The sequence below is a fragment of the Herbiconiux flava genome (assembly GCF_013409865.1).
Lineage (GTDB): Bacteria > Actinomycetota > Actinomycetes > Actinomycetales > Microbacteriaceae > Herbiconiux > Herbiconiux flava.
In genome coordinates this window covers 2423719-2435780 of the sequence record NZ_JACCBM010000001.1, presented here as the reverse complement: position 1 = coordinate 2435780, position 12062 = coordinate 2423719, and the positions used below count along the sequence as shown (strand labels likewise).

The following is a 12062-nucleotide window of genomic DNA, read 5'->3' as shown; positions in this document are numbered from 1 at the left end:
AGCTCAGGCGCCGGGCTCGAGATTCTTCGTCGAGGGGCGGAAGCCCGGGTGCGGGCCGGGGAAGCCGAGGCGTTCACGGAGGGTGAGCGAGCGGTCGGGCCGCCGCCACGCGCCGCGGGCCTCGAGCTCGGGCAGCACCAGCGCGATGAACTCCTCGTAGGCCCCGGAGTCGCCGAAGGTGGGCTCCAGCAGATAGCCGTCGAGGTCGGCGGTCTCGGCCGTGGCGATGAGCTCCTCGGCGACCTCGGCCGGCGAGCCGGTGATCACGAAGCCGCGCTCCTGCACCCGGAAGGCGTCGAGCACGTCCTGCACCGTCTCGATGCCGGGCATCGAGCGGTACCGGTCGAGCGGGGTGTGGCCCTGATCAGTGCCGGCGATGTCCTCGATCGGCATCGAGCGGTCGAGGGCACGCAGGTCGATGCCGGTGAAGCCCGCGAACAGCACCGCTGCGTCGTCCATCGAGAACTGCTCCTCGAGCTCCCGGCGCTTCGCGAGCGCCTCCTCGCGGGTCGGCGCCACCGTCACCGTGACGCCGCTGATGATCTTGAGGTCGTGCGGGTCGCGGCCGGCGGCGGCGACCCGGGAACGGATGTCCTGCGAGGCCGTGCGCGCCTGCTCGGCGGTCTGGCCCTGGATGAACATCGCCTCGGCGTTGCGCGCCCCGAAGTCACGGCCGCGGCCGGACATACCGGCCTGGAACAGCACGGGCGTGCGCTGACGCCCCGGCGGCACCTTGAACAGCCCGTGGCTGGAGAAGTGCTCGCTGCGGTACGACACGGGGCGGATGCGCGCGGGGTCGATCAGCGTGTTGCTCTCGCGGTCGAAGACCCAGGCGTCGTCGTCCCAGACGTCCTCGAGCAGGCTGCGCGCGAGGTCGACGAACTCGTCGGCCACGTCGTAGCGGGCGTCGTGGTCGAACTGGGTGATGCCGAACAGCTGCTCGGTGACCTGGGCGGTGCTGCCGGTGACGACGTTCCAGCCGATGTGGCCGTTCGTGAAGGCGTCGAGGGTGGCGAAGCGCCGGGCCGTGGGGAACGGCTGCTCGAGCGAGGTCGACGAGGTCACCACGATGCCGAGCGAGGGGGCGGCCTGCGAGAGCGCGGCGACGAGCAGCATCGGGTCGTAGCCCGGGAAGAGGATGCCGTGCGTCAGCACCTCCTCGGGCACGTCGCCGTCGATCTGCGGGTAGCCGTAGCTGTCGGCGAAGAGGATGAAGTCGAACCCGGCGTCGTCGAGGGTCTTCGCGAGCCCGGTCCAGTACTCGGGGCTGCCGTACCGGTCCCCTCGGCCGTTCGGGTGCCGCCACGTCGGGACGCCGTTGGAGGGGGTGAGGATCTCGAACACGCCGAGGGAGAGGGGCTTGACCATGCCTCCAGCATCGTCGAGGGGATCGGACCGCCGCGAGCCGCGCTAAAACGTTTTACACACTCGTAACGCGGCGCGTCGACGCCCGTTCCACGAGGGACACGGGGAAGACCGTCACCTCGGGCGCTCCCCCGTGGGTGACGAGCTCGACCAGTTGCTCGAACGCACGGCGGGCCATGCCGGCGGAGTCCTGGCGGAGCGTGGTGAGAGCCGGGGTGATGCGGGACGCCCAGCTGATGTCGTCGAATCCGCAGACGAGCAGGTCGTCGGGGACGAGCCGGCCGAGGTCGTGCGCCTCGAAGGTGGCGCCGATGGCCTGGTTGTCGGTGCAGGCGAAGAGGGCGTCGACCTCGGGGTGCCGGTCGAGCATCCGGCGCACCCCCTCGCGGCCGCCCTCGAAGGAGTACGGAGCGGTCACCCGGTGCAGGCGGGAGGGGTCGACCCCGCGCCCGGCCAGGCCTGCTGCGAAGCCGGCGCTGCGCTGAGCGGCCGTGGTGAGGCTGGCGGGGCCGGCGAGCAGGCCGAAGACCGTGCCGCCGGCGTCGACGAGATGCTCGGCGGCGAGCCGTCCCCCGCCGACGTTGTCGCTGTACACCCCGCCGATGCCCTCGAGCTCGAAGCCCTCGTCGACGGCCACGATCGGCAGGCCGCCGCCGAGAGCCGGAGCGAGCATCGTCGCCCTCGGGTTCGTGGAGAACAGCAGCACGCCGTCGACCGAGCCGGCGAGCCGGGTCAGCGACGCCGACTCACGCCCCGCGTCGAAGCCCGTGTTGACGAGCGAGAGCTGGAAGCCCGACTCGTCGGCCAGCCCCTCGATCACGCTGACCATGCCCGCCCAGAACGGGTTCGTCACGTCGGGGATGACGAGGCCGATGCTCCGGTGGAGCCCCGTGCGGAGCGACCGCGCGACCCCGTTCGGCCGGTAGCCGAGCTCGGCCGCCGAGCGGAGCACCCGCTCCACGGAGTCGGGGCCCACCCGGCGCGCGCCCGTCAACGCGTTGCTCGCGGTGGCGATGCTCACCTGCGCGTGCTCGGCGACGTCTCGGAGCGTGACCGGGCCGCGGCCGGGCGGGACGATCTTCATGTGCCGACGCTACCAGCGCACCACCAGGCGTTCGAGGAGCCCGACGAGACCGAGCAGCGCCAGCGTGGTGAGAGCCGAGAAGAAGATCGCCGCCCACATCTGCGGGAGGTTGAGGTAGGTCGTCGCCATCACGATCACCGCACCGATCCCCTTGCTCGAGCCGGTGAACTCCGACACCACCGCACCGATCACGGCCGCCGCCACCGACAGACGCGCCCCCGCGAAGAGGTAGGGCAGGCTCGACGGCACCCGGAGCCGGAAGAACACCTCCGTGCGCGACGCCGACATGGCGTCGAACACCTCGAGCGCCTGCGGGTCGACCGCGCGGAGCCCGGTGATCGAGTTGATCAGGGTCGGGAAGAAGGCGCTGAGCGCCGCGACGATGACGTGCGGGATCTGGTTGAACCCGAACGCCACCACGAGGGCGGGAGAGATCGCGACGATCGGTGTGACGTTGAGCAGCAGTGCCACGGGCATGATCGCGGCGCGCAGGAAGCGGAAGTGCACGATCGCAGCGGCCAGCAGCAGCGCGACGACGACGCCGATCAGGAAGCCCAGGAGCGCGGCCTCGAGCGTCACGAGGAGGTTCTCGAGGTAGAACTCCGGCCGCCCCGCGATGTCGGTCACGATGTCCTGGATCGGCGGAAGCACGCTCTTGAACGTCGCCGCAGTCCACTGCCAGGCGATCGCGAGCAGCACGAACAGGGCCAGCGGGGCGCCGACCGTGAGCAGGGCCCCTCCGGTGCGCGAGGACATCCGCCGACGGCTGCGGCGCGCGGGCGCCACGGCCACCGCGGGGTTCAGTGGATCGATTCCGACGGTCATTCGTCACCCTCCCAGGCGCTCCAGAGGATCTGTTTGACCTGCGCGACCTTGGCGGTGAACTCCGGCGTCTCCGTGAGCTCCCAGGTGCGCGGCCGGGGCAGGTCGATGTCAACCACCTCGCGGATGCGGCCCGGCCGCGGGCTCATCACCACGACCCGGTCGCTCAAGAGCACCGCCTCCATCGCCGAGTGGGTGACGAAGACGATCGTCTTGCGGTGGTGCTCCCAGAGCTCCAGCAGACGGATGCGCAGGGTGTCGCGGGTGAGCTCGTCCAGTGCCGAGAACGGCTCGTCCATCAGCATCAGCGGCGCGCCCTGCGCGAAACCGCGGGCGATCGAGGCGCGCTGCCGCATGCCCCCGGAGAGCTGGTCGGGGCGAGAGGCACGGAAGTCCCCCAGCCCCACCTCCTCGAGGATGCCGACGGAGGCCTCGGGTCGTCGGGTCGTCGCGCCGCTGCGGTCGGCACGGGTGTTGACCACCGACGACAGCGAGGCGTTCGACTCGATGTCGAGCCAGGGCAGGAGCGCCGAGGACTGCGGGATCCAGGCGATGTCCTTCCGCGACGACGCCTCCTTGGGGGTGCTGCCGAAGATCGAGATCTCGCCCGTGGTCTGGGTGTCGAGCCCGGCGATCAGCCGCAGCAGCGTCGACTTGCCGCAGCCCGACGGGCCGAAGAGGGTGATGAACTCCCCCTGCTCGATGGTGAGGTCGACGCCCGTGAGGGCCTCGACGGTCTTCTTGCCGCGGGTGTAGGTGCGGCCGACCCGGGTCAGTTCGATCTGCGCCGTCGTGTCGCTCATGCGGCATCCTTCCGTTCGGGTGCGGTGGAGGGGGAGAACGAGGGCCCGAGCACGACGATCTTGCCGAAGAAGTCGTTCGACTCCAGGCGGGCTTCGGCCTCGGGTAGCTGCTCGAACCGCCACACGCTGTCGATCACGACCTCGAAGCGGCCGGTGCCGAACGCCGCGACCGCCGCCGCCATGTCGGCCCGGCTGTAGCTGCCGTGCCCGATGATGCTGCGGCCGCGCTGGTAGAGGTCGGGCAGGTGCAGCTCGGTGTCGAGCCCGTCGGTGGTGCCCGAGAGCACGACCCGGCCGCCGGCGCGCGTGGCACGGAGGGCCTGGCCGAGGAAGCGTCCGCCGACGTGGTCCCAGACCAGGTCGGCCCCGCGGCCGCCCGTGAGGGCGAGCACCTCGGCGACCCAGTCGTCGGTGGCCGAGCGGTCGATCACCCGCACCCCGCCGCCTCGCTCGGCGCGCTCCTTCTTCGCGGCCCCCGACACCAGCGCGATCACCTCGGCACCGTGCGCGAGGGCGATCTGGATGCCCGCCGCCCCGAGGCCGGAGCCGGCACCGGGGATGACGACGGTCTCCCCGGCGCGCAGCCCTCCGGCACCCAGCAGGCCCCGCCACGCGGTCGCACCGGCCACCGGCACGGCGGCGAGGCGCGCGAGCGAGTCGGAGTCGTCGGCCGCGACCTCCACCACCGTGCAGTTGCGCGCCGGGACCGTGACCAGTTCGGCCATCCCCCCGTCGCGCGTAGAGCCGATGGTCTGGAACGCCTCGCAGTACGTCGGCGTCTCGGCGAGGCACAGCTCGCACCGGCCGCAGCTGACGACCGGGTCGATCAGCACGACGACTCCGAGGAGCTCCGGGCCGTCGGCCCCCGCCGCGACGACCTCGCCGATCAGGTCCATGCCCGCTACGTGGGGCACGGTCATGCCGGGGATGACGGGCTCCCGCCGCTGCAGCACGTCGAGACGGTTGAGGGCGACCGCGAGCATCCGCACCGTCACCTCGTCGGCCGCCGGGGCGGGCGCGGCGACCTCGGTCAGCCGCCGCACCTCCGGCCCCCCGAATCCCGTCTGCAGCCAGGCTCTCACGGAGCGGGCCAGATGAGCTCGGTGCCGTCGTGGATGGCCTCGATGAAGCTCGGGTCGATCGCGGCCTCGACGTCGGGTTCGGCCTTGACGAGGTCGAACTGCACGAGCATGTCGGCCTCCGGCGTCCACTGCTCGACGGTCTCGCCGCCGATCGGCAGGCCCTCGGGCTGGCTCTCGTCGATCAGGCCGACCTCGGTGGCCCAGCGGGCGCGGCTCGACTCGAGGTCGTAGCCGGCATCCGAGAGCGCCTCGGCGTAGGACAGGGCCTCGTCGAGGTTCGCGTCGGACTCGTTGATCCAGTCGTAGGAGTACAGGCTCGCGCGCAGGAAGTCCTCGACCGCGGTGGGGTGCTCCTCCTTGAAGGTGTTGTTGACGATCTGGGTGTTGAAGGCCGACTCGATGCCGTACTCGGCCGGGTCCCACTCCGTGATGTCGTAGTCCTGCGCCTTGAGTGCGAGCGGCTCGTTCGACTTGTAGCCCGTCAGCGCCTGCACCTGTCCGTTCGGCAGGATGGTCGGGTCGTAGCCGACCGACACCCAGTTGATCGTCGCCGGGTCGACGTCCTCGGCGAGGAACATTGCCTGGATCTGCGGTGGGATCGCACCCTTGTAGCCGGCGGTCAGGCCGCTGAAGTCCTTGAGCGACGCGGGTCCGCCGTCGGTCATCGTCATCAGGGTGATCGCCACGGTGTTGCCGTAGGTCGCGACGCCCGAGATGTCGGCGCCGTTGTCGATGGCGACGAGCGCGTCGGAGGGGCTGCCGACCCCGGCGAACTGGGCGGTGCCGGCGCTCACCAGCTGCGCGTTGTTCGAGCCGGGCTGGAGGGTGACGTCGAGGCACAGGTCCTCGAATACGCCCCGTTCCTTGGCGGTGATCACGTCGAGCAGACCGGCCGAGGCGACGTAGCCGAACGAGGTGAGGAAGGTGATCGGGCCGGCCGCCTCGTTCTCGGCGCAGCGCTCGGCGCTGATCAGGTCGCTGCCGCCCGAGGTCGAGGCACTCGGTTCGGAGGCGGTGCTCGAGCCCGAGCATCCGGTGAGCACGAGGGCTGAGGCGGAGAGGGCCGCGAGGGCCACGAGGGGCTTGGTCTTCAGGAGCGGTGCGGGTGACATACGAGGCCTTCCGAGAGGCGCCGGGGAGGTCCCGGCTGACTGAGGGGGGAATTTCGTGGAGCCGGCGTGCCCGTGATGGAGCTGCGTGAGCGATCGCGTGTTCGGCACACTAACAACACCCCCCGCCCCGCGGTAAATCGTTTTATTTCGAGCGTGTAAAAGGTTCGTCACGGACTCTTTGCGCCGCCCGCGACGCTGGCATCCTGATCGCGGGTGGTGAGATGAACGAGACGGACAGCACGCGCTACGGCCCCGGGAGCCCGGAGGCCATGGCGGCCGCTGCCCTCGCGGAGCACCTCGGCACCGCCCTCAGGCCCCGTCGGCTGACCCTCGCCGACGGCACCGCCGTCGAGGTCGAGGCGATGGACGCCGAGGGCACCGTCGTGGCCCAGTTCGTGCTGAACGGCGGGGCGGTGAAGTCCACCCTGCGCAACAAGGTGGCGGCCGATCTGTTCAAGCTGGTCTGGGTGCGGCAGGCCCTGGTTCCGGATGCTCGCGCCGTGCTCTGCGTCAGCCCCACCGTCGCCACCCTCCTGGCCCGCCGCGGTTGGCTCGCCGCCGCCGCGCGCGACCTCCGCATCACCGTCGTCGTCGTGCAGGGCCCCGGCCACGTGGAGCCGCTGACGGAGTCGTCCGGGCCGTAACCCGCCCGAAACGCGGGGTTCCTATACTCGGACCAGGCTGGACTCCGCGACGCAACCACGGTTCGCATCGCACGCTTCCCACCGTGTCCTGGTTCGTCGGCGTCCGCCGGCGCACTCGAACTGGAGGAGCACCATGTCCGCATCACCGCCCGTGTCGCCCACGTCGCCCGCGTCGCCCCGCGAGTACGGCGTCTTCCTGCCGAACGCGGCCGGCGGCTGGCTCGTCTCGACGACGGCGCCCTACCCACCCGCCGACTACGACCACAACAAGCAGATCGCCCGGCTCGCGGAGGAGATCGGCCTCGACTTCGTGATGGCCATGGCCAAGTGGCGCGGCTTCGGCGGCTCGACCGACCACTGGGGCGAGACCATCGAGTCGATGACGATGATGGCGGGCATCGCCGAGGCCACCGAGCGGGTGAAGGTGTGGGCGACGATCCACGCGAACATGCAGAACCCAGCCTTCGCCGCGAAGGTCTTCACGACCCTGCAGCAGATCAGCCACGGCCGCGCCGGCATGAACATCGTCAACGGCTCCTACGCCGACGAGTTCGAGCAGATGGGCATCTGGGACGCGGGCATGACGAAGGACGAGCGCTACCGCATGACCGCGGAGTGGGCCCACCTCGTCACGCGGCTCTGGAGCGAGGACTCGGTGACGCACGCCGGTGAGTTCTACACCCTCACCGACTGCCAGTCCCGGCCGCATCCGGTCACGAGGCCCGAGATCATCAACGCGGCGACGTCGCCGGCGGGCCGGGCCTTCCAGGCTGAGTACGCCGACGGCGCGTTCCTCGGTGCCGACACCCTCGAGGACATGCGGGCCTCCTCCCGCGACGTGCACGATCGCGCGGCCTCGCTCGGGCGCTCGGTCAAGACCTACGCGATGCTCACGGTGGTGCTCGGCGACACGGATGCCGACGCCACCGCCCGGGCCACGGAGTACGGTCGCGGGCTCGACCGGGTCGCGCTCGCGAACATGCGGAAGTCCTGGGGCATGCCCGAGGAGCGGGCGCTCGCCTGGGCGGAGGGCGCCGACGGCGAGCAGGCCTTCCAGACCGTGTACGTCGCGGGCGGTCCGTCGAGGGTCGTGGAGCACATCGCGACCGTGATGGACACCGCCGAGCTCGACGGGCTGATGCTGATCTTCCCCGACTACCTGGCGGATCTGCCGGTGTTCGGGGAGTCGGTGCTGCCGGAGCTGCGGAACCTCGAGGGGGTGCGGGCATGAGCGGCGACGAAGACGTGCGGGGGGCCGGGCTGCGCGCCGCCGGGCATCCGGTGCTCGTGATGGTCGACGTGCAGCGGGACTTCGCCGACCCGGCGCTCCTGGCCGGCTGGGGGGTCGACGAGACGGGCCTCGCCGCGGTCGACGCCGCCGTCACCCGGTGCGGCGAGCTGGTCGCGACCGCGCGACGGCTCGGCGTGCCCGTGGTCTGGGTCGAGCTCGCCTATGACCCGGCGCGGCCCTGGCGGGCGAGCGCGTGGCTGCAGACCGGGAGCCCCGACTCCCCCACCGACACGTTCCCCTGTGTGGCCGGGAGCCCGGGTGCCGAATGGTGGCGGCTCGCGCCGGGCCCCGGTGAGGCGCGGGTGCCGAAGCGGTTCTACAGCGGTTTCGTGCAGACCTCCCTCGCCGGCGTGCTCGACGAGCTGCAGGCCGGGTGGCTGGTGGTCGCGGGGCTGACGACCGAGTGCTGCATCCAGGCGACGGCGACGGATGCGGCCCAGCACGATCTGCCGGTCGTCATCGCCCGGGACGCGACCGCCGCCTATGACGTCGCGCTGCACGATGCGGCGCTCGCCAGCATGGCGCTGAACGTCGCCGACGTGCGGAGCGTCGCGGACGTCGAACGACTCTGGAGCGCCGCATGACCGGGATGCACACCGCCTTCGACCTGTCGTTCGCCCACACCGAGGGGCGCTGGGCGCGGCCCGGGTCCTGGATCGGCGCCGGCTTCCCCGACGTGCGGATCTACCAGGAGATCGCCCGCACCGCCGAGCGTGCCGGCGTCGACCTGCTCTTCTTCGGCGACGGCAGCGGCATCCCCGACACCTGGCGCGGGTCGATGGACGCGGCTCTGGAGTGGGGCATCCAGTGGCCGCGCCACGACATGAGCCCGGTCGTGACGTCGATGGCCGCGGTCACCGAGCACATCGGCTTCGGGCTGACCTACTCGTCGACCTTCCTGCACCCGTTCACCGTGGCCCGGCTGCTGAACTCGCTCGACCACGTGACGAACGGGCGCATCGCCTTCAACGTGGTGGCGTCGGCGCGCGGGGCGGACGCCGCCAACTACGGCTTCGACGAGCGGATGGACCACGACGAGCGCTACGACCGGATGAGCGAGTTCATGGCCGTCTGCCGGGCGCTCTGGGCATCCGTGCCGGCCTCGGCGATCATCGCCGACCGCTCGTCGGGGCGCTTCGCCGACCCGTCGCAGATCGCGGCGATCGACCACGTCGGGCGGTACTTCCGCGTGAAGGGGCCGTTGGCCAGCATGCCGAGCCCGCAGGGGTCACCCGTGCTCGTGCAGGCAGGCAACTCGCCGAAAGGCATCGCGACCTCGGCGGAGTTCGTGGAGCTCGTCTTCGGCTTCGGCGGGAGCGTCGCCGGTCAGCAGCGGCACCGTTCTGCGCTGGACGCGGCGCTCGTCTCCGCGGGGAGGGACCCCGCATCGGTCGGGATCCTCTGGGCGACGCAGGCGATCGTGGGGCGGAGCGCCCGCGAGGCGGCCGCTCGACGCGACGAGGTCGCGGCGTTCTGGCACGAGGAGGCGGTGGGCGCGTTCCTCTCGCACAACGTCGGCTTCGACTTCTCGACGCTGCCCGCGCGCTTCACCGTCGGCGAGCTGATGGACGAGGTCAAGCGCGTGCAGGGCGCCCAGGGCGGCTTCGTCGGGGCGCTCGTCACCGAGCTCGGCCCGTCGGCGTCGCTCACACGGGCGGAGCTCTTCGAGCACGGCTGGCGCCACGCGACCGGGCTCGACCACACGCTCTGCGGAACGGCGGCCTCCATCGCCGACGAGCTCGAGCAGAACTTCGCCGCCACCGGTTCGCGCGGCGGCTACATGTTCGCGAGCCCCCTCGCCGCACCCTCGGGCGTCGCCGACCTCGCCGAGCTCCTCGTGCCCGAACTCCGCCGCCGCGGTGCCCTCGCCCCGCGCTACCCCGGGCCCACCCTGCGCGACAACCTCCGCCCCTGACGTGCCCCCTCCTGCACAGACGCGGTCGGCGTTCAGCCGTCCACCACCTGCGTGTCGCCCTCACCGGCCGTCGCTTCGGCCACCATCCTCGGTGGATGATCGAGCAGCTGGCGTCGGCGGGAGGGGTGGCGTCGGTATCGGCGGCGCTCTCAGCTGCACCTCGCTCCTCGACCACCGACAGGTTTGGACGGCCCATGATGGCCGGCTGCACGTGCGGGTCGCGCCGCATGCCGGCCACCTCCGTAGGGTGGATCGCGCCGCACGACTGCATCGCTCGGCGCGGATCGCCCCACCGCTTGCCGCGTTCGACGACGTCGCGACAGCGCTCGCCTGCGCATCCCTGGTTGCGCATCCGGAGTCGGCGCAAGCGCCTGCGGAGCCAGGTTCAGATCGAGGGCGTCGGCCGGGTCGATCTACTGCTCGGCGACCGTCTGGTTCTCGAGCTGGACGGGTACCGCTGGCACTCGTCGAGGACGGGATTCGAGGAGGACCGGCACCGTGACCTCGAGCTCGCCCGGCGCGGGTACCGCGTGCTCCGGCTGAGCTGGCGGCAGGTCACGTTCGACTGGGACGCGTACGAGGGAGTCACCATGCGGCTCGTGCGGGCGGGCGAGCACCGATGGCCGCCGGGCGGCTGCCGCCCGTGACCCCCCAGGTCGGCACGGGAGGAGAATCAGGCCCTTGACCCGGATATGGGGTCAACGGCAGCATTCTCCTCCCGTACCGACCGTCGGTCAGACCGTGACGACCTCGGGGGCGCCGAGCTCGCCGGGGGGCATCTCGGCCGCGAGGCGGTTGGCCTCCTCGATCAGGGTCGCGACGATCTCCGACTCGGGGACGGTCTTGATGACCTCGCCTTTGACGAAGATCTGGCCCTTGCCGTTGCCCGAGGCGACGCCGAGGTCGGCCTCGCGGGCCTCGCCCGGGCCGTTCACGACGCAGCCCATCACGGCGACGCGGAGCGGCACGGTCATGCCCTCGAGCCCGTCGGTGACGTCGTTCGCGAGCTTGTACACGTCGACCTGCGCACGCCCGCAGGAGGGGCACGACACGATCTCGAGCTTGCGCTCGCGCAGGTTCAGCGACTGCAGGATCTGCAGCCCGACCTTGACCTCCTCGGCCGGCGGGGCCGACAGCGAGACGCGGATGGTGTCGCCGATGCCCTCCGAGAGGAGGATGCCGAACGCGGTCGCGCTCTTGATCGTGCCCTGGAACGAGGGTCCGGCCTCCGTGACCCCGAGGTGCAGCGGCCAGTCGCCGCGCTCGGCGAGCAGGCGGTACGCCTTCACCATGATGATCGGGTCGTTGTGCTTGACCGAGATCTTGAAGTCGTGGAAGTCGTGCTCCTCGAACAGCGACGCCTCCCAGACGGCGCTCTCGACGAGTGCCTCGGGGGTGGCCTTGCCGTACTTCTCGAGCAGGCGCGGGTCGAGCGAGCCGGCGTTCACGCCGATGCGGATCGAGACCCCGGCGGCCTTGGCCGCGGCGGCGATCTCGCCCACCTTGTCGTCGAACTTGCGGATGTTGCCGGGGTTCACGCGAACCGCCGCACATCCGGCGTCGATCGCGGCGAACACGTAGTTCGGCTGGAAGTGGATGTCGGCGATCACCGGGATCTGCGACTTCTTCGCGATGATGGGCAGCGCCTCGGCGTCGTCGCGCGAGGGCACGGCCACGCGGACGATGTCGCAGCCCGAGGCGGTGAGCTCGGCGATCTGCTGCAGGGTGGCGTTGATGTTCGGCGTGGGCGTCGTGGTCATCGACTGCACGCTCACCGGGGCGTCGCCGCCCACGAGGACCTTGCCGACCTTGATCTGGCGGGACTTCCGACGGGGAGCGAGGGTTTCGGGCGGGGGTTTGGGCATCCCCAAGTTGACTGCAGGCACGGCTTCAGTCTAGATCCGTCGGCTGGATGCACGGTCAGCGCGGCTCGCATCCTGGGTG

The 12062-nt window shown here is 71.3% G+C and carries 12 protein-coding genes; 5 read left to right on the top strand and 7 right to left on the bottom strand.

Features of this window, described 5'->3' with window-relative positions; translation table 11 throughout:
- Positions 1-3: 3 nt before the first annotated feature.
- The 6 genes from BJ984_RS11730 to BJ984_RS11705 are packed head-to-tail and all read right to left on the bottom strand — an operon-like array spanning position 4 to position 6268.
- Positions 4-1368 (bottom strand): NtaA/DmoA family FMN-dependent monooxygenase, encoded by a 1365-nt coding sequence (locus BJ984_RS11730; RefSeq protein WP_179548178.1) that lies wholly within the window; start codon positions 1366-1368, stop codon positions 4-6.
- A 52-nt stretch (positions 1369-1420) separates the two neighbouring features.
- A complete protein-coding gene (locus BJ984_RS11725; protein WP_179548177.1) occupies positions 1421-2449 on the bottom strand; it encodes a LacI family DNA-binding transcriptional regulator in 1029 nt (342 codons plus the stop codon).
- 9 nt (positions 2450-2458) lie between these two features.
- A complete protein-coding gene (locus BJ984_RS11720) occupies positions 2459-3274 on the bottom strand; it encodes an ABC transporter permease (RefSeq protein ID WP_218870053.1) in 816 nt (271 codons plus the stop codon).
- Positions 3271-4074 (bottom strand): ABC transporter ATP-binding protein, encoded by an 804-nt coding sequence (locus tag BJ984_RS11715; protein ID WP_179548176.1) that lies wholly within the window; start codon positions 4072-4074, stop codon positions 3271-3273. Before BJ984_RS11715 ends, BJ984_RS11720 begins: the two co-directional genes overlap by 4 nt.
- Positions 4071-5156 (bottom strand): zinc-binding dehydrogenase, encoded by a 1086-nt coding sequence (locus BJ984_RS11710; protein ID WP_179548175.1) that lies wholly within the window; start codon positions 5154-5156, stop codon positions 4071-4073. The genes BJ984_RS11715 and BJ984_RS11710 overlap by 4 nt, the downstream gene beginning before the upstream one ends.
- Complete coding sequence (locus tag BJ984_RS11705; protein ID WP_179548174.1) at positions 5153-6268, bottom strand: ABC transporter substrate-binding protein; 1116 nt, start codon at positions 6266-6268, stop codon at positions 5153-5155. The genes BJ984_RS11710 and BJ984_RS11705 overlap by 4 nt, the downstream gene beginning before the upstream one ends.
- Positions 6269-6489: 221 nt before the next feature.
- On the opposite strand from BJ984_RS11705, the gene BJ984_RS11700 reads away from it, so the two are divergent.
- The 5 genes from BJ984_RS11700 to BJ984_RS11680 all read left to right on the top strand — a co-directional run bounded on the left by BJ984_RS11700 (position 6490) and on the right by BJ984_RS11680 (position 10765).
- Complete coding sequence (locus BJ984_RS11700; protein WP_218870052.1) at positions 6490-6912, top strand: hypothetical protein; 423 nt, start codon at positions 6490-6492, stop codon at positions 6910-6912.
- 133 nt (positions 6913-7045) lie between these two features.
- On the top strand, positions 7046-8143 hold the full coding sequence (locus BJ984_RS11695; protein ID WP_179548173.1) for an LLM class flavin-dependent oxidoreductase: 1098 nt from the start codon (positions 7046-7048) through the stop codon (positions 8141-8143).
- Positions 8140-8787, top strand: a complete 648-nt coding sequence (locus BJ984_RS11690; RefSeq protein ID WP_179548172.1) for a cysteine hydrolase family protein — start codon at positions 8140-8142, stop codon at positions 8785-8787. Before BJ984_RS11695 ends, BJ984_RS11690 begins: the two co-directional genes overlap by 4 nt.
- The gene (locus tag BJ984_RS11685; RefSeq protein WP_179548171.1) at positions 8784-10118 is read left to right on the top strand and encodes an NtaA/DmoA family FMN-dependent monooxygenase; all 1335 of its coding nucleotides are present in this window, start codon (positions 8784-8786) and stop codon (positions 10116-10118) included. Before BJ984_RS11690 ends, BJ984_RS11685 begins: the two co-directional genes overlap by 4 nt.
- Positions 10119-10462: 344 nt before the next feature.
- Positions 10463-10765, top strand: coding sequence for an endonuclease domain-containing protein (locus BJ984_RS11680; RefSeq protein ID WP_179548170.1), 303 nt, complete (start codon positions 10463-10465; stop codon positions 10763-10765).
- An 87-nt stretch (positions 10766-10852) separates the two neighbouring features.
- Here BJ984_RS11680 and ispG read toward each other — a convergent pair whose 3' ends face one another.
- Positions 10853-12004, bottom strand: a complete 1152-nt coding sequence (gene ispG / locus BJ984_RS11675; RefSeq protein WP_179548169.1) for a flavodoxin-dependent (E)-4-hydroxy-3-methylbut-2-enyl-diphosphate synthase — start codon at positions 12002-12004, stop codon at positions 10853-10855.
- Positions 12005-12062: the final 58 nt, after the last annotated feature.

Excerpts from the sequence above, each read along its gene's own strand:
- BJ984_RS11730 (WP_179548178.1), bottom strand. The coding sequence starts at position 1,368 with ATGGTCAAGCCCCTCTCCCTCGGCGTGTTCGAGATCCTCACCCCCTCC.
- BJ984_RS11725 (WP_179548177.1), bottom strand. The coding sequence starts at position 2,449 with ATGAAGATCGTCCCGCCCGGCCGCGGCCCGGTCACGCTCCGAGACGTC.
- BJ984_RS11720 (WP_218870053.1), bottom strand. The coding sequence starts at position 3,274 with ATGACCGTCGGAATCGATCCACTGAACCCCGCGGTGGCCGTGGCGCCC.
- BJ984_RS11715 (WP_179548176.1), bottom strand. The coding sequence starts at position 4,074 with ATGAGCGACACGACGGCGCAGATCGAACTGACCCGGGTCGGCCGCACC.
- BJ984_RS11705 (WP_179548174.1), bottom strand. The coding sequence starts at position 6,268 with ATGTCACCCGCACCGCTCCTGAAGACCAAGCCCCTCGTGGCCCTCGCG.
- BJ984_RS11700 (WP_218870052.1), top strand. The coding sequence starts at position 6,490 with ATGAACGAGACGGACAGCACGCGCTACGGCCCCGGGAGCCCGGAGGCC.
- BJ984_RS11695 (WP_179548173.1), top strand. The coding sequence starts at position 7,046 with ATGTCCGCATCACCGCCCGTGTCGCCCACGTCGCCCGCGTCGCCCCGC.
- BJ984_RS11690 (WP_179548172.1), top strand. The coding sequence starts at position 8,140 with ATGAGCGGCGACGAAGACGTGCGGGGGGCCGGGCTGCGCGCCGCCGGG.
- BJ984_RS11685 (WP_179548171.1), top strand. The coding sequence starts at position 8,784 with ATGACCGGGATGCACACCGCCTTCGACCTGTCGTTCGCCCACACCGAG.